This is a genomic window from Bacillus coreaensis, from assembly GCF_050586445.1.
Taxonomy (GTDB): domain Bacteria; phylum Bacillota; class Bacilli; order Bacillales; family Cytobacillaceae; genus Robertmurraya_A; species Robertmurraya_A coreaensis.
This window is the reverse complement of the sequence record NZ_JBOCCY010000017.1, coordinates 12,662-28,213: the sequence shown is the minus strand read 5'-3', so window position 1 is coordinate 28,213 and position 15,552 is coordinate 12,662. Positions and strand designations below refer to the sequence as shown.

At 38.1% G+C, this 15,552-nt stretch carries 16 protein-coding genes; 10 read left to right on the top strand and 6 right to left on the bottom strand.

Features of this window, described 5'->3' with window-relative positions:
• Window positions 1-24: 24 nt before the first annotated feature.
• A complete protein-coding gene (locus ACQ5H4_RS19415; RefSeq protein WP_430776638.1) occupies window positions 25-1,467 on the bottom strand; it encodes an alkaline phosphatase PhoX in 1,443 nt (480 codons plus the stop codon).
• 291 nt (window positions 1,468-1,758) lie between these two features.
• Here ACQ5H4_RS19415 and ACQ5H4_RS19410 point away from each other — a divergent pair, with 291 nt between their 5' ends.
• The 3 genes from ACQ5H4_RS19410 (at window position 1,759) to ACQ5H4_RS19400 (ending at window position 4,237) form a co-directional block, all read left to right on the top strand.
• Complete coding sequence (locus ACQ5H4_RS19410; protein WP_430776637.1) at window positions 1,759-1,944, top strand: twin-arginine translocase TatA/TatE family subunit; 186 nt, start codon at window positions 1,759-1,761, stop codon at window positions 1,942-1,944.
• 74 nt (window positions 1,945-2,018) lie between these two features.
• The gene (gene tatC / locus ACQ5H4_RS19405; RefSeq protein ID WP_430776636.1) at window positions 2,019-2,768 is read left to right on the top strand and encodes a twin-arginine translocase subunit TatC; all 750 of its coding nucleotides are present in this window, start codon (window positions 2,019-2,021) and stop codon (window positions 2,766-2,768) included.
• Window positions 2,769-2,977: 209 nt separating this feature from the next.
• The gene (locus tag ACQ5H4_RS19400; RefSeq protein WP_430776635.1) at window positions 2,978-4,237 is read left to right on the top strand and encodes an ATP-binding protein; all 1,260 of its coding nucleotides are present in this window, start codon (window positions 2,978-2,980) and stop codon (window positions 4,235-4,237) included.
• A gap of 50 nt (window positions 4,238-4,287) precedes the next feature.
• Here ACQ5H4_RS19400 and ACQ5H4_RS19395 read toward each other — a convergent pair whose 3' ends face one another.
• Window positions 4,288-5,004: a GntR family transcriptional regulator gene (locus ACQ5H4_RS19395; protein WP_430776634.1), complete on the bottom strand. Its 717-nt coding sequence runs from the start codon at window positions 5,002-5,004 to the stop codon at window positions 4,288-4,290.
• 240 nt (window positions 5,005-5,244) lie between these two features.
• Here ACQ5H4_RS19395 and ACQ5H4_RS19390 point away from each other — a divergent pair, with 240 nt between their 5' ends.
• The 4 genes from ACQ5H4_RS19390 to ACQ5H4_RS19375 all read left to right on the top strand — a co-directional run bounded on the left by ACQ5H4_RS19390 (window position 5,245) and on the right by ACQ5H4_RS19375 (window position 8,500).
• Window positions 5,245-5,904, top strand: a complete 660-nt coding sequence (locus tag ACQ5H4_RS19390) for an amino acid ABC transporter permease (RefSeq protein ID WP_430776633.1) — start codon at window positions 5,245-5,247, stop codon at window positions 5,902-5,904.
• Complete coding sequence (locus ACQ5H4_RS19385) at window positions 5,897-6,619, top strand: amino acid ABC transporter ATP-binding protein (RefSeq protein ID WP_430776632.1); 723 nt, start codon at window positions 5,897-5,899, stop codon at window positions 6,617-6,619. The genes ACQ5H4_RS19390 and ACQ5H4_RS19385 overlap by 8 nt, the downstream gene beginning before the upstream one ends.
• A 95-nt stretch (window positions 6,620-6,714) precedes the next feature.
• Window positions 6,715-7,683, top strand: a complete 969-nt coding sequence (locus ACQ5H4_RS19380; RefSeq protein WP_430776631.1) for an SIS domain-containing protein — start codon at window positions 6,715-6,717, stop codon at window positions 7,681-7,683.
• A gap of 25 nt (window positions 7,684-7,708) precedes the next feature.
• Window positions 7,709-8,500, top strand: coding sequence for a basic amino acid ABC transporter substrate-binding protein (locus ACQ5H4_RS19375; RefSeq protein WP_430776630.1), 792 nt, complete (start codon window positions 7,709-7,711; stop codon window positions 8,498-8,500).
• A gap of 135 nt (window positions 8,501-8,635) precedes the next feature.
• On the opposite strand, the gene gltC is transcribed toward ACQ5H4_RS19375, so the two are convergent.
• Entirely contained in the window at window positions 8,636-9,547 is a 912-nt protein-coding gene (gene gltC / locus ACQ5H4_RS19370; protein ID WP_430776629.1) for a glutamate biosynthesis transcriptional regulator GltC, read from the bottom strand.
• A 147-nt stretch (window positions 9,548-9,694) separates the two neighbouring features.
• Here gltC and gdhA point away from each other — a divergent pair, with 147 nt between their 5' ends.
• Window positions 9,695-11,077, top strand: coding sequence for an NADP-specific glutamate dehydrogenase (gene gdhA / locus ACQ5H4_RS19365; RefSeq protein ID WP_430776628.1), 1,383 nt, complete (start codon window positions 9,695-9,697; stop codon window positions 11,075-11,077).
• A 354-nt stretch (window positions 11,078-11,431) separates the two neighbouring features.
• On the opposite strand, the gene ACQ5H4_RS19360 is transcribed toward gdhA, so the two are convergent.
• Window positions 11,432-12,292: a fructoselysine 6-kinase gene (locus ACQ5H4_RS19360; protein ID WP_430776627.1), complete on the bottom strand. Its 861-nt coding sequence runs from the start codon at window positions 12,290-12,292 to the stop codon at window positions 11,432-11,434.
• 119 nt (window positions 12,293-12,411) lie between these two features.
• On the bottom strand, window positions 12,412-13,032 hold the full coding sequence (locus ACQ5H4_RS19355) for a helix-turn-helix transcriptional regulator (protein WP_430776626.1): 621 nt from the start codon (window positions 13,030-13,032) through the stop codon (window positions 12,412-12,414).
• A gap of 204 nt (window positions 13,033-13,236) precedes the next feature.
• On the opposite strand from ACQ5H4_RS19355, the gene ACQ5H4_RS19350 reads away from it, so the two are divergent.
• Window positions 13,237-13,854, top strand: a complete 618-nt coding sequence (locus ACQ5H4_RS19350; RefSeq protein WP_430776625.1) for a superoxide dismutase — start codon at window positions 13,237-13,239, stop codon at window positions 13,852-13,854.
• Between the two features lie 30 nt (window positions 13,855-13,884).
• Here ACQ5H4_RS19350 and wrbA read toward each other — a convergent pair whose 3' ends face one another.
• On the bottom strand, window positions 13,885-14,502 hold the full coding sequence (gene wrbA, locus ACQ5H4_RS19345; RefSeq protein ID WP_430776680.1) for an NAD(P)H:quinone oxidoreductase: 618 nt from the start codon (window positions 14,500-14,502) through the stop codon (window positions 13,885-13,887).
• A gap of 155 nt (window positions 14,503-14,657) precedes the next feature.
• Here wrbA and ACQ5H4_RS19340 point away from each other — a divergent pair, with 155 nt between their 5' ends.
• Entirely contained in the window at window positions 14,658-15,524 is an 867-nt protein-coding gene (locus tag ACQ5H4_RS19340; protein WP_430776624.1) for a hypothetical protein, read from the top strand.
• The last annotated feature ends 28 nt before the right edge of the window (window positions 15,525-15,552 follow it).

The following is a 15,552-nucleotide window of genomic DNA, read 5'->3' as shown; positions in this document are numbered from 1 at the left end:
CAGTAGGTGCCTTTCTTCTTATACTTAAATTTTCACTCCATGACGCTCAAAGGCAGCTGCTTCAAGAACTGAAATTCCTTGGCTTTCAGCGAATGCTGTTAATTTATCAGACACTTGAGGAGCAAACAGCTTGCCAGGGGACGAGTAAGACATTTCTCTCGCACGTGCTGAGTTGCTGCGTGCAAATGGTCCCCAAATGGCAAATGTTTTACCTGGAGATTGAATGTTAACAAATAAGGTCTTGCCATCAGGTGAGAATATTGGTCCTGCTAATTCTGAGCCGCTTAAACGGTTATTGGCAAAAGGATAGATGTTTCCTTCTGGTGTAATCCCCATGATACGGTCGTTTCCGGATCCATCTTCTGCAAACCACAAATCTCCCCAAGGTGTCATGCAGATATTATCTGGTGATTCCATTAGTTCTCGATCGGTTGCTTCATAGAAAAGCTCCAAGGAATTGGTAGCTGGTATGTAGCGGTAAATACGTCCAAGATTTTTCTCGCCAGCAGAGCTGTCATCAAACCAGAACACACCGGCTTGGAAAAATGCTCCTTCTAGCTTTTTAAATTCAATACATCCTTGTGCTTTTGCGTCCTCACGACATAAATCCGGATTCAATTCCTTCCACACAATTCCTATCGTTTGTCCCGTTTTAAAGGTACTTGCTTTTGGAGAAGCGATTTCTTCGATAGCAGCTGCGTATAACTTACCACCTTTTTGCAGGGCACCTGGTTTTTTGCTCGTGTCATTTGGAATGAAACGGTATAAATAACTTGGGCTTGCATCTTCAGTTAAGTATACATAACCAGTTGCTGGATCGATCGCACATGCTTCATGAGAGAAGCGACCCATGTCTTTGATTGGCGTTCTTGACAGTTCATTTTCAGGATCTAATGGATCGACTTCGAATACATAGCCATGCGTGGAGGAACGGGTTTCTTCACAAGTTAACCAAGTTCCCCAAAGAGTTGCACCACCTGCACAATTTCGGATGGTTCCTGAAGAACTAACATATTCTTTTAATACGTTTCTAGCATTATTAATAATCAGTGTCGTTGTACCTCCTACTGCTGCAGAGCTATACGGGTTTGTTCCAATAACCGGATTGGCGGCGCTTGTCCCTAATTCGTGGTTACGCACAAGAACAGTCGTGTTGTTTGGTCCTTCGAAAGCGGCCATTCCATCAAATGCTCCTGGAATCGCTGTTCCGTTAGTCATTGGCTTTCCTTCTTCGGAAATGATCTTATAATGAAAGCCTTGTGGAAGATCAAGAATACCATTTGGATCCGGAACTAATGGTCCGTAGCCTCCAAACCCGCTTGTCGGATTATCGGTAGAATCAGCTAATACCTTTGATCCTAAAGATAAAATTCCAGTGGATCCTAGAGTTAGGGCAAGTGTTCCCACACCTCCAGCTTTTAGAAAATCACGTCGGTTTAATCCGTTTTGAGTTGTTTCTTTTTTCATAAAAAATTCCTCCCTCAAATGGTTAGTTTTCAAAAACTAGTTTTATAGTAAAGGTAGAGGATTAAGTTGAAATGGAGAGCTTGTAAGAATTTTATGAATATTACTAATGAAATGTAAAAGATTTCTTGTTACTTATTTCCTAAAGTGCTGTTGAGAAGAGGTATATTCTATTTTCACTATAATAATTTCTTAACACTTTTTTACAGTAGCTTCATTGGCTTTGGTTTTTTACTCACCTATAATCAAAACTATTAATAAAACAAACTACTAGTGAATAGGGAGGTTTTTCAATTGTTCCAAAATATAGGAGTACCTGGCTTAATCCTTTTGCTTGTGATTGCACTAATTATTTTTGGTCCTTCTAAGCTGCCTGAATTAGGCCGTGCAGTGGGATCAACATTAAAAGAGTTTAAAAAATCCACTCGAGAGTTAGTATCAGATGATGCACCAGTGAAAAAAGAGGAAAAAACAAATTAAAAGGATCTGTAAGATGTAAGTGGTTATTCCTACTTACATCTTATTTTATGGAACGAATAAGAGGGGGCAAACAGATGCACAACAAGGATATCCATTTAGTAGAGCATTTAGAAGAGCTTCGGAAACGACTCATTATCACATTAGGTGCCTTCATGATATTCCTTATGGGCGCTTTTATATTTGTAAAAGACTTATATAATTGGTTAATAAGGGACCTAGATGAGAAGCTTGCCGTACTTGGGCCAAGCGATATTTTGTGGGTGTATATGATGTTATCAGGTGTTTGTGCTTTTGCATGCACCATTCCTGTAGCGGCTTTTCAAGTGTGGAGGTTTGTCACGCCTGCATTACATAAGAAGGAAAGGGATGTAACACTTAGGTTTATCCCTGGCTTTTTTCTATTATTTATTTTAGGAATCAGTTTCGGGTACTTTGTTTTATTTCCTATCGTATTAGGGTTTTTGATGGGACTATCTGAGGGACAATTTCAGACCATGTTTACGGCAGAAAAATACTTTAGCTTCTTAATCAATCTCACATTGCCCTTTGGCTTTCTGTTTGAAATGCCACTCGTCGTCTTGTTTTTAACAAGATTAGGAATTCTCAATCCAATGAGACTAGTAAAAGCGAGAAAGCTCTCGTACTTTGTTCTTATCGTTGTATCGATTCTTATCACACCACCGGACTTTATTTCTGATTTTCTAGTGATCATTCCCTTGCTTACACTTTATGAGGTAAGTTTAACTCTCTCCAAAATCGTTTATAAAAAGAAGCTGAAAGAGGAGGCCAAGGTGGAAGAGGTAGATTTTAGTGAAGTAAGCTAGTGAAGATCAAAGTACAATAATTGAAACTGTAGAAGAGTAATCATCTTGGTGATTGCTCTTTTTTATGTCTGATTCTGTCCCCTCAGTACAAAAACGAAACGAATTTGTTAGCTTTTTTTGTCGGAAAAAGGAATTTGATGTTTTTTATCGAATAATTGATAGAGTAAAAAATTATTATAAGGAAAGTATTTTACAGGGGGACGTGCTCCATGCTTCATGGGATAGAACTCATCTTAAATCAAGTCCTAATGGTGCTTTTTCCTATTTGGACGTACCATTTGTTATTTCAGGAAAAAGGGTCTAGACAAGGGTTTAAACCAACGCTAGTGTTGGTTCTAATCATTTCTCTTTTACTTACCTTAACATTTTCAATTAATTATTATGATACATATTTCTTTGACTTAAAAATGGTCCCGATCATTATTGCTTTTCTATACGGAAGCAATCCATGTGGATTACTGATAATCGGCATTACTGTCGTTTATGAAATATTCATTCATAATGATAACCCAATAATAACTGTGATGAATTTTGGAATCATAAGTGGATTACTCATTCTTGTAACAAAGAAATTTCGTACATATAGTGATTTAAAAAAGATACTTTTAATTAGCACTCTGTATGGACTCATAACGATTACGAGGGGAGTTTTGCTTGTTTATACGAATCACTCTCAGGAAATTGGAATCGTCTTTACTTTCTCATTCATTTCTTGGCTTACTTTGTTGTCGGCTATGTTTATTTTTGAAAATATGAACAAGCAAATGGAATTAGAGTCTAAGGTACAACGGGCAGAAAAATTTGATGTGGTTGGTCAACTTGCAGCGTCTGTAGCGCATGAGGTGAGAAACCCGATGACCGCTGTTCGAGGGTTTTTACAGCTAATGAGTGATGATGATAATTTAACGGAATCTCAAAGAAGGTACATAAATATTTCAATGGAAGAGTTAGATCACTCGCAGGTCATCTTAACGGAGTACCTGTCCTTAGCCAAGCCTGCTACGACCGATCTGAAAATCCTAAACTTAAAGTCGGACTTAGAAAATATTATCGAACTGATGAGGTCATTTACGAACCTTCAAACCATTTCGATCGTTTCTTCAATAGAAGATAGACTTTTGATCAAAGGCGACAGTTCTGAAATCAAGCAAGTTTTTGTGAATCTTCTCAAGAACAGCATAGAAGCGATTGGAGAAAAAGGCGAAATTATGGTTAGTGCCTATCAAAATGGAAAACATGTAATAGTAGAGATAGAAGATAATGGTCAAGGTATGTCAGAAACTCAACTGAAATATCTCGGTACTCCTTTTTATTCGACGAAAGATAAAGGAACAGGAGTAGGACTGTCTCTGTGCTATAAGATCGTACACTCGATGAAGGGTACGATAATGGTGAGAAGTAAACAAGGAAGAGGTACCAGGTTTACGATCCAATTTCAAACGGTTAGTAAATATTTCTCACACAAATAAAAAACCCGAATAGTTCCCACTTATTACTAAGTGGAGAGCTATTCGGGTTTTTAACTAAACGTAAATTTATAACCTTCTCCAACGATAAGCTGTTTTCCAATATGAATAGGTGCGTGATTTTGATCAAAAATCACCGTTTTCATTAAAAACAAAGGCTCACCGGATGGGACTTCTAGCAACTGCGCTTCTTCTTCCAATGCACGGACGATTTCTAGTGTGGTTTCACCTGGATTAGAAGGATGAATATTATGTTTTTCTTTTAGTGTTTGATACAGGGAGCCCTCTAAGTTTTCATTTAATAAGAATTTATATTTGTTATAAGGAAAGTAGTTGTTTTCTAGCATTAACGGATTTTCACCAGCCAATCTCACACGTTGAATATAGATGACCAGATCATCAGGGTCCAACTGAAGTAATTGCATGACACCCGGTTCTGGTTGGAGAATTTCTCGTTTGATCACCTTGCTGCTCGCTTTTAATCCATTTGCTTCACAGGCTGCTGAAAAACTAATGAAGTGGACGATCTTTCTTTCGATTTTCGGTTTGCTAACAAAAGTTCCTTTTCCTTGTTTTTTAATCAAGTAACCTTCTTCAACTAATTCGGTAATCGCTTTTCTAACGGTGACTCTACTAATATCATATTTCTCGCTCAATTCCACTTCTGTGGGGATTTTTTCTCCAGATTTCAGCTTCTTATTTACAATTTCACTACGAATCGATTCTTTTAATTGTAGGTAAAGAGGAATCTTGTTCTCCTGGCTAAGCATTTATATCACCTTCTTTTAAATATGTATACGCTGTCTTTGTAAAACGTATTGTATCATCTTACCAAACGAAGTGCCAATCATTTAACCTTTTAAAAGTGAAGATTTCAGAAAATACTAAAAAGTATTGACGAGTGTTCTTTTTGTATAGTATATTTTCATAAAACGTTTTAATACGTTTTGTTTCACATAATAGATTCATTGGTTTTGATTTTACCATAAAAAGGGAGGAGTGAACCGATTATGGATTTGGATTTTACTCAAATAGGACCATCAATTCCATACATCTTAGAAGGGTTACGGATTACGATTCAAATTGTATTAGCTGCTGCTCTCCTTGGTTTTACACTAGGGATTATCCTTACTTTATTTAAAATTAGTAAGTATCGGCTGTTACGATGGTTTGCCGATGGTTATACCTCTGTATTTAGAGGAACACCGATGGTTTTACAATTATTGATTATTTATTACGGATTGCCTCAGATCATCGGGTTCGAAATCACGGCATTTCCTGCAGCAGTCATTGCATTTGGAATGAACTCAGCCGCTTATATTTCTGAAATTATTCGTGCTGGTATTCTAGCTGTTGACAAAGGACAAAGTGAGGCATCACTTGCACTTGGTATTCCATACCGCCCCATGATGAAGGATATCATCCTCCCGCAGGCAATGAAGAACATCTTGCCCGCTCTTATGAATGAATTCATTACTCTTACGAAGGAATCAGCAGTCGTAACGGTGATTGGTGCGATGGATGTGATGAGACGAGCATATATCGTTGGTGGTCAAACCTATCGTTATTTTGAGCCACTTCTGATCGCGGGTATCATTTATTACATATTGGTCATGGTTCTTACGATTCTTGGAAAAGCGATCGAGAGGAGAATGAGAAAAAGTGATTAAGATAACGAACCTCGAAAAATCGTTTGGAAGCAATACCGTTTTAAAGGGGATATCAACAGAAATTAAAGAAGGAGAAGTTGTAGCCATTATTGGACCCTCTGGATCTGGAAAGTCGACGTTTCTTCGATGTATGAATTTATTAGAAACGCCAACTAAAGGAGAGATCTGGTACCGACAAATAGAGGTGACCAATCCAAAAGTAGATCTTATGAGTGTCAGACAGAACATTGGCATGGTCTTTCAGCATTTTCATTTGTTTCCACATAAAACGGTTTTAGAAAATCTAACGTATGCGCCAATGAAAGTAAAAGGGCTGTCTAAGGAAGAGGCTGATAAGATTGGGTTAAACCTACTTAGTAAAGTAGGCTTAGCGGAAAAAGCAGCCGAATATCCGAATCGACTATCTGGTGGTCAAAAGCAAAGGGTGGCTATCGCAAGAGCATTAGCCATGTCACCAGAAGTCATGCTTTTTGATGAACCCACTTCGGCATTAGATCCAGAGATGGTGAAGGAAGTGCTGGATGTGATGAAATCCCTTGTACAAACAGGGATGACCATGGCAATCGTCACCCATGAAATGGGATTTGCACGTGAGGTAGCGGATCGAGTGTTATTTTTGGATGATGGTAGATTAGTAGAAGATTCACCACCAGCACAGTTTTTCTCCTCGCCAAGAAGTAGTCGAGCAAAGGAATTTTTAGAAAAAATGCTATAAAAATATTCGTCCTGTACTTCTTCAGTAGAGGATGAATGTTAACTATAAAAAGATACGTTTTAATACGTATTAAATGAACAAAAGGAGAGGACATAATGAATATTCAAGAAATCGTGAAGCAAATTCATTCAGCAAAACAAGAGGGGATTAAGGAAGTCTATTTAGTTGCTTGTGGCGGATCACTGGTCGATATGTATGCATCTAAATACTTGCTAGAAAGTGAAGCAAGAGAGTTACGCGTGGGATTTTATACGAGCAATGAGTTTGTTCATGCATTACCGAAAGCCTTAGGTGAAAGTTCCGTAACAATTGTTTGTTCACACGGTGGTAATACACCGGAATCTGTTGAGGCAGCTAGACTTGCAAGAGCGCATGGCTCCACAACTATCACATTAACACATAATGAACAGGCAAATCTTATTCAACATGCGGACCATAATATTTTATATATGTGGGGAGCCGAATCAAATGTGAAAAACAACCCAATGGCCATCATCTTGCACATTACTTTTGAGATTTTGCATGTGACTGAAGGATTTGACTACTATGACAAGGTTCTAGAAGGGTTAGAGCGAATCAATGGCATTATTGAAAAAGCGAAGGTGCTTGTGGCGGATCGTGCAAAAGCATTTGCTGAAAGATATGAGCGTGAGGACTTATTTTATGTAATGAGTAGCGGTGCCTCCTACGGTCATGCGTATGGATTTTCAATTTGTTCGTTAATGGAGATGCAATGGGTAAATGCTTCCGCCATTCATTCAGGTGAATACTTCCATGGCCCATTTGAGGTAACCGATAAAGACACACCATATATCCTTTTAGTCAATGAAGGAAGAACGAGACCCCTTGATGAACGAGCGCTAAAATTTTTGAACACATACGCTGAAAAGGTAGAAGTCATTGATAGCAAGGAACTAGGAATTAGTACAATAGATGATACGGTTGTTGAATACTTCAACCCGATTCTTTTTTACAGTATTTTAGATGTATATCGTACAGAGCTTTCGTACATTCGCAAGCATCCATTAGAAACAAGAAGATATATGGGGAAAGTCGCTTATTAAAAAAATAGAGAAGAGGGGTTTATCAATGAAAAAGTTCTTTTCAGTATTTATGTTGGTTACGTTAGTGATGAGTGTATTAGTTGCATGTGGAACCTCCAATCTTTCAACGTCTGGAAGTGAGGAGCAGACAGAAACAGAATCGAAAAAAGTGCTAGTGATGGGAACGTCGGCTGATTTTCCGCCATTTGAATACATCGATACAGCAAAAAGTGAGGAGATCATTGGGTTTGACGTGGACATTATTCATGCTCTAGCCGACAAACTGGGGTATGAAGTCGAGATTAGAGACATGGATTTTAGCGGGTTAATTGCTGCGTTACAGGCTGGGAAGGTTGATTTCGTCATGTCTGGAATGGCACCAACCGAAGAGCGAAAGCAAAATGTTGACTTTACAGACAGCTATTATCGTTCCGATTTGGTTTTATTATTTGAAGAAGATAGTAAGATCACAAGTACAGACGACTTGAGTGGGAAGGTATTGGGCGCTCAAGTGAATTCCTTCCAGGAGGAAGTAGCCAAAGAGCTAAATGGCACGGTGGATTTTACCCTTGAAACACGTGACCGCACACCTGACTTAATACAAGAACTAAAATCAAAGCGATTTGACGCAGTAATCATGGAAGAAGCTGTAGCAATTGGCTATATGAGCACGAATGAAAATCTCAAAACTATTTCAGTTCCAAATGGAGAAACACCTGGTACAGCCATTGCTTTTCCAAAGGGCAGCGAGCTAACAGAAGAATTTAACACTGCATTAAAGGAAATGATGGATAGCGGAGAAATTGATGAATTGGTTGTGAAATGGTTTGTTGAATAGTAGGTGAAAAAAGACTGACTTCAAAAGTGGGTACAATCTTGCTTCTGAGGTCAGTTTTTTTATTAACTATAATTATATTATGTAAACTAACTGCACGAAGGGACGAATCTTTATATCTTTCGTCCCTTGTAAATGCTACTTTCTAAATTCATTCAATCTTTCAAATGTTTCAAGCAAGAAATCATAAAACAATGCTTCGGTGGGGAGTAATTTCCGTTGAGTGGGATAAATCACTCCGACTGTTCGGGTTACACTTGTATCTGATAAGGGTATCATAACGGTGGATCGCGGGGTGTTATCCACCAATGTCATTTCTGGCATTAAGGCGACACCTAATCCAGCAGAAACCAACCCTTTTAATGCATCAATATCCTTTCCTTCGAACGCAATTTTGGGAGAAAAACCTGCATCATGACAGGCTTGAACCACTTGTTCGCGAAAGATAAACCCTTCAGGTAAGACACAGAAGGAGTCATCCTTTAAGTCACGCAGGCGAATGGACTCTCGGTCTGAAAGTGGATGGTGAAGAGGGATGAGGGCAACGATATTTTCTGTGAAAAGAATGTCTCCTTTGATTTTGTTCTCCTTCTCCTGATTGGGCATGGGAGCAATCATGGCTAAGTTGTACTCCCCATTTACGACACCATCGATTAAGTCAGAATAAAGGGCATTGCTCATATGAAACTTAGCCTCAGGGTATCTATTGCGGAATGCATAGATAATGGAAGGCAAGGTATGAGCAGCCATACTAATCGGAAACGCGATTCGAACGGTTCCTTTTTCCGGATTAAGATATTCTTCCACTTCTCGCTTTGCATCCTCCATCATGTTCCACACTTGCTTCATTCGTTCGTAAAAGATTCTACCTAAAGGGGTTAGCCGTACACTTCTACCTTCACGAATAAATAATTCGACCCCTAATTCGTCTTCTAAATTAAATATTTGTCTGCTAACCGAAGACTGGGCAACATGCAAAGCATCTGCTGCTTCTGTTACATGCTCTCTTTTTGCTACTTCTAAGAAATATTGAATTTGCCTTGTTTCCATTTTTACCCGCTCCTGATTCATGCGTTTTACGCATGGATTTCATCGAATTTTGATATTGGAACTATTAATTACAAAATTATAAAATGAAAACACATTTAAGAAAAGATAATATTCTTAACTTTATAATAGATTAGGGGCGAAATTTTTATGAAAGTGTTAGAAAAAGTAGAAGAGAGCCAAATGCAAATGGTAAAAGAGTATGTAAACCGTTTATTTACAAAGGTTCAAGAGAATAATCCAAATGAAGGAGAGTTCCAGCAGGCAGTAAAAGAAGTGCTGGAATCATTAGTACCTGTTCTTGTGAAAAATCCGATTTATATCAAACAAGCAGTTTTAGAAAGAATGATTGAACCTGAGCGCTTGATTTCATTCCGAGTGCCATGGGTAGATGACAATGGAAATGTAAAAGTCAATCGCGGGTATCGTGTTCAGTTTAATAGTGCCATTGGACCTTATAAAGGAGGACTTAGATTTCACCCTTTTGTGAACGCAAGCATTATTAAATTCCTTGGCTTTGAGCAAATCTTTAAGAACTCTTTAACAGGGCAGCCAATCGGTGGTGGTAAAGGTGGGTCTGATTTTGATCCAAAAGGAAAATCGGATTTTGAAATTATGCGTTTTTGTCAGAGCTTTATGACAGAGCTAAGTAAATATATCGGTCCAGACACAGATGTTCCGGCTGGAGATATCGGGGTAGGAGCGAGAGAGATCGGTTATATGTTCGGACAATATAAGAAACTAAGAGGCGCTTATGAGGCCGGTGTATTAACGGGAAAAGGAATTGGATATGGAGGAAGCTTAGGTCGAAAAGAAGCAACTGGTTATGGTACGGTTTACTTTGTAGATGAAATGTTAAAAAGTAAGGGCTTCAGCTTTGATGGTAGTACGGTGGTAGTATCTGGATCAGGCAATGTTTCCATTTATGCGATGGAAAAAGCGATCCAATTTGGTGCAAAAGTGGTCGCATGTAGTGATTCATCAGGCTATGTTTACGACCCAAATGGAATTCATTTAGATACCGTAAAACGCTTAAAAGAAGTAGAAAATAAAAGGATTTCTGAATATGTGAAGGAACATTCTGGTGCAATCTATCAAGAAGGTTGTTTAGGTATTTGGACCATTCCGTGCGATATTGCATTGCCATGTGCGACTCAAAATGAATTAAATAAAGAAGCAGCAGAATTGCTAGTTTCGAATGGAGTAAAAGCGGTAGGTGAGGGAGCAAACATGCCTTCCACATTAGAAGCCGTTGAAATTTTTAGCGAGAATCAAGTATTATTTGCTCCTGCTAAAGCAGCCAATGCTGGTGGAGTGGCTGTGTCGGCATTAGAAATGGCACAAAATAGTGCTAGATTAGCTTGGACACAAGAAGAAGTGGATCTCAAATTACAACAGATCATGAAAGATATTTATACTAAGAGTCAGAAGGCAGCAGAAGAATATGATGCTCCAGGGAATCTGGTAGTCGGTGCGAATATCGCGGGGTTTGTAAAAGTAGCGGATGCGATGATCGCACAGGGAGTTATCTAACTATTATAGACAAAAGGTCACTATTTGGTGGCCTTTTTCTGTTTTAAGAGATGGAAAAAGAATATTCTTAGCATATGCAAAATATATAAGAAGTAATAGAAAAATGGATCCTTAAGGTGCTGATTCTTTGTATAGAAATAAAAATGTTAATTTAATCATTATTTTGCTGTTTTGCTTATTTATCGTTCTCTTAGTTCATGTAATTCTTCATGTTAAAGTTTATATAATTTACAGCGCTAGTATTGGTTCTATTTTCATGATTGGACTTGTCATTTTTCTTATGGTTTTACTTTATTTAAGAGGATAATAGAACGAAGAAAACTCGCTGACTATGAGCGAGTTTTTTGCGTCTTCCTATTCTTCATATTTCAATCCGTACCCAAACGCGCCTTCTACCATGCAGGTTGATGCGGCAAACTCGGCTGCTTTACTTAAGGATTGTTGGATTAATACTTCCTCTTCTAAATTCGCCGAATGACCAACATAGTTTAACAAAAACGCCGTAATAAATGAATCTCCCGCACCCAATGTATCAACCGCTTCTACAAGCTTTGGAGCTTGAGCATAAAAGCTTGTCCCGTTATATAAAAGTGCTCCCTTTGAGCCAAGTGTACCAACAACCATTTGACTTCCAAGTGAGTGTACTTTTTTTAGCAGTTCCTTCACTTCGATTTCTTCGAGATGGCTGCATGATAGAAAGCTATAATTTACAAACGGGGCAACTTGCTCGATGTATTCGTCTGTAAAATCATCGGAAAAATCAAAAGAGATTGGAACGCCAGTTGATTTTATTTTTGGTAACTCATTTTCTATGTAGCTATATTTACTGGAATGAAGGAGCTGAAAGCTTTTAATATATTCTAGGTTCTCAGCTGATAAATGATAATTGCTTGTATTGCTGATGCCACCTTTATTACTACGAAGGAAAACACGATCTCCATCTACAAGGTCAACCATGGCATAACCATTTTCACCTTCTAATACCTTACAATGAGAAATGTCGACGCCGATTTTTTTCAACGTGTCTTGGTTATGCGCAGCCGCCAAATCTGTGCCGAATATGCCCATAAAAGAAGAATCGCTTCCCAGCTGTTTCGCATAAACTGTAAAATTTAATGTGTTGCCACCAGGATACATTGTTTGTATATCAACATACTTATCTACAACATTATCTCCAAAACCAATGACTTTCATTATAGTAACCCCCTGAGACACAATATAAAGAAACGTTATAAAACGTATTATATTACATTTGAACAGAAATTTCAGTAAATTTAAGATAGAAATTTCTTAATATATAAAAAGAGGGACTCACTGGTTGGTAAGCCCCTTTGTTATGCGTGAAAAACAAATCGGCAGTGGTCATCTCCATCTGTTTTGCAGCAAATTCGATCTACTTGTTCGGTACCTACCACGTTTTTGAACATGTCTGTTTCACATCGGCAAGCGATTTTAAATTCTTTGGCTACCGCATAGATTGGACAGTTATACTCAATCATTTCATAGGAATGTTCGTCCACTTGGTTTACTTCGGTCATATAGCCTTTGTCATTTTGTAGCGATGCGAGCTCTTTTATTTTTTCAGACAAATTCTTTTTATCTTGAATTTTTAATTTATATTCATCAGTAATTCGTTTTTCTCTTTTATCAAATAAGAGTTGAATCGTTTCTTCCCCGTGGAGTTCTTGGATATCTCGAAGAAACTCGACACTAATGCTTTCATAATTTTTCGGAAAAAGCTGTTCTCCTTTTTCCGTTAAGGAGTACATTTGGAGGGGACGGCCCATGGGCTGCTTGACCTCTATCGAGCGGATCAGATGATCTTTTTCAAGAATATTTAAGTGCTTTCTGACAGCCATATGGGTAATGTTTAACCGTTCGGTCAGCTCATTAACAGCCAGTGACACTTCCTTCTTCAGCAAATCCAATATCTGTTCTCTGGTGTTTTTACTCATAGACTGCAACACCTCAATTCTATCTTAATATAAGACTTATTATACTATATAGTATAAATAATGAAAAGAAACGCTTCTGTTTTAAAAAATATAAGAAAAAAGATGAAGCAAATACATTGAATAATTTGAAAGATTGAGGTAAATTTAAAATATACTTTTTAAACCATAAAGTATAAAAAAGAACAATTAAAGGGGATTGTTATGATGACAACTTACACATTACCAACATTAGCTTACGATTTTAATGCATTAGAGCCTCACATTGACCAGCAAACAATGGAAATTCATTACGGAAAGCATCACCAAACGTATGTAAATAACTTAAATGCTGCACTTGAAGGAAAAGCTGAACTTCAAGGAAAAGATTTAGAAAGCTTGTTGAAAAATTTAAATGAATTGCCTGAAGCGATTCAAGGAGCAGTTAGAAATAATGGTGGAGGACATTTAAACCACACATTATTCTGGGAAGTTATTGCGCCAGCAGGGAATGTTGCACCAAGCAGTGAATTAGGAGCAGCGATTGAAAAAGCATTTGGTAGCTTCGACAACTTTAAAGCAGAATTTACAAAAGCGGCACTTACTCGTTTTGGATCCGGTTGGGCTTGGCTGGTTGTAAACGAACAAGGCGCTCTTGAAGTAACAAGTACACCTAATCAAGACAACCCAATTATGGAAGGCAAAGTGGCGATCCTTGGCCTTGATGTGTGGGAGCATGCGTATTACTTAAATTATCAAAACAGAAGACCAGATTATATTGAAAGCTTCTTCAAGATTATTAACTGGGATGCGGTTTCTAGCAAGTTTGAGCAGGCAAGTAAGTAAATAAGAACGTAGGAAAAGGGACAATAAAAATTATTGTCCCTTTTTAACCATGTCCGCAATGGATACCACACGTCGCGCTTGGTGTACGATGGCTTTTTTAAAGGTTTCTTTGTCCCCAACGATTTCATTGTTTTGGTCTACTGATACACTTGTTCCATAAGGGTTTCCGCCAGCGGCAAATAGTGACGCGTCCGTATAACCTGGAGCTACAACGATCGCACCCCAATGATACATAGATGTATAAAGACTAAGGATGGTTGCCTCTTGACCGCCATGGGAATTTTGCGCCGAAGTCATCGCACTTACGACTTTATTGACTGTTTTTCCATGGAACCAAATTCCACCAGTGGTATCCAAAAATTGCTTCATTTGTGCGGCCATATTTCCAAAACGAGTAGGCGTACTAAAAATAATGGCATCAGAATTTTCGATATCAGCAGGTGTAATAACAGGAATATCTTTTGTAGCTTCTACATGTGCTTTCCAGGCAGGGTTCCCATCAATCACAGTTTGTGGGGCCGTCTCTTGTACTTTGTAAATGGTCACATCCGCACCAGCCTCCAATGCCCCATCAGCAGCCCACTTTGCTAATTGATAGTTCGTACCGGTAGAGCTGTAGTAAACAATCGCTAATTTTACAGTCATGATTCATCCACCCTTTATATTAATAGCTAATACAAAGCTACTATTCCCATTGGTCAGAGTGTTTATACCAATCCTTTCCTTTAGTTCCTCCAGGACAAACTCAGCTTATTAAATATTTTTTGTTTTGATGGAAAAGAATATGAAAAGTGAGGTGTGATATGAGAAACTTTTCTTTATATATCATAATAGGAATTCTTACTTTTCTTTTCATTCTTCCTGTAGAATCTAAAGCAAATGTAATGAAGTTTGATGATGATGACCTTCCCATTAGCTTTGAAATTGAAATCCTACCCTGGGAAACGGCTAAAGATCTCCTTCCGAAGTGGAAGAAATTCACAGTGATTGATGTTGAAACAGGAAAACAATTCAAGGTTCAAAGACGAGCGGGGAGCAGACATGCAGATGTTCAGCCTTTAACGACAAAAGACACGAAGATCATGAAGAAAATCTATGATGGAAAATGGAGTTGGAAAAGAAGAGCGATTATCGTGAAGGTGGGAGACCAATTTATTGCGGCTTCTATGCATGGAATGCCTCACGGAGCAGGAGCACTCCAAAATGGTTTTCCGGGCCATTTTTGCATCCACTTTTTTGGAAGTACCACCCATCGCTCAGGAAAAATGGATAAACTCCATCATTTAATGATTTTAAAAGCCGGGGGAAAAGAAGAAGAGTACTTACATACCGTTGATCCGTATGAAATGATTGAGTTTTTTGTTACAGGCATAAATTATCAAGATCCTCATTTACTAAAAGTAACTAGTATTGAGAATCAAGATCCTAAAAAATTAAAGAAATGGACAAAGACATTTACTTACTTCCGAATTACATCTATGTCCTATCTACCAGTGGAAGATCTAGAAGGTCAGCTAGTTTTAGAAGTTCCAGTAGAAGCCAAATATCACACCGATAAAAGCGGGAAAGTAACAAAGAACATGACATTTATTTTAAGAAAAAATAGTCTATTGGATCGGTGGAAAATTGACATGGAGCATTTTTTAAATCAATTACAGGGAAATATTTGAAAACCTATATGATTAGGTTTTCTTTTTT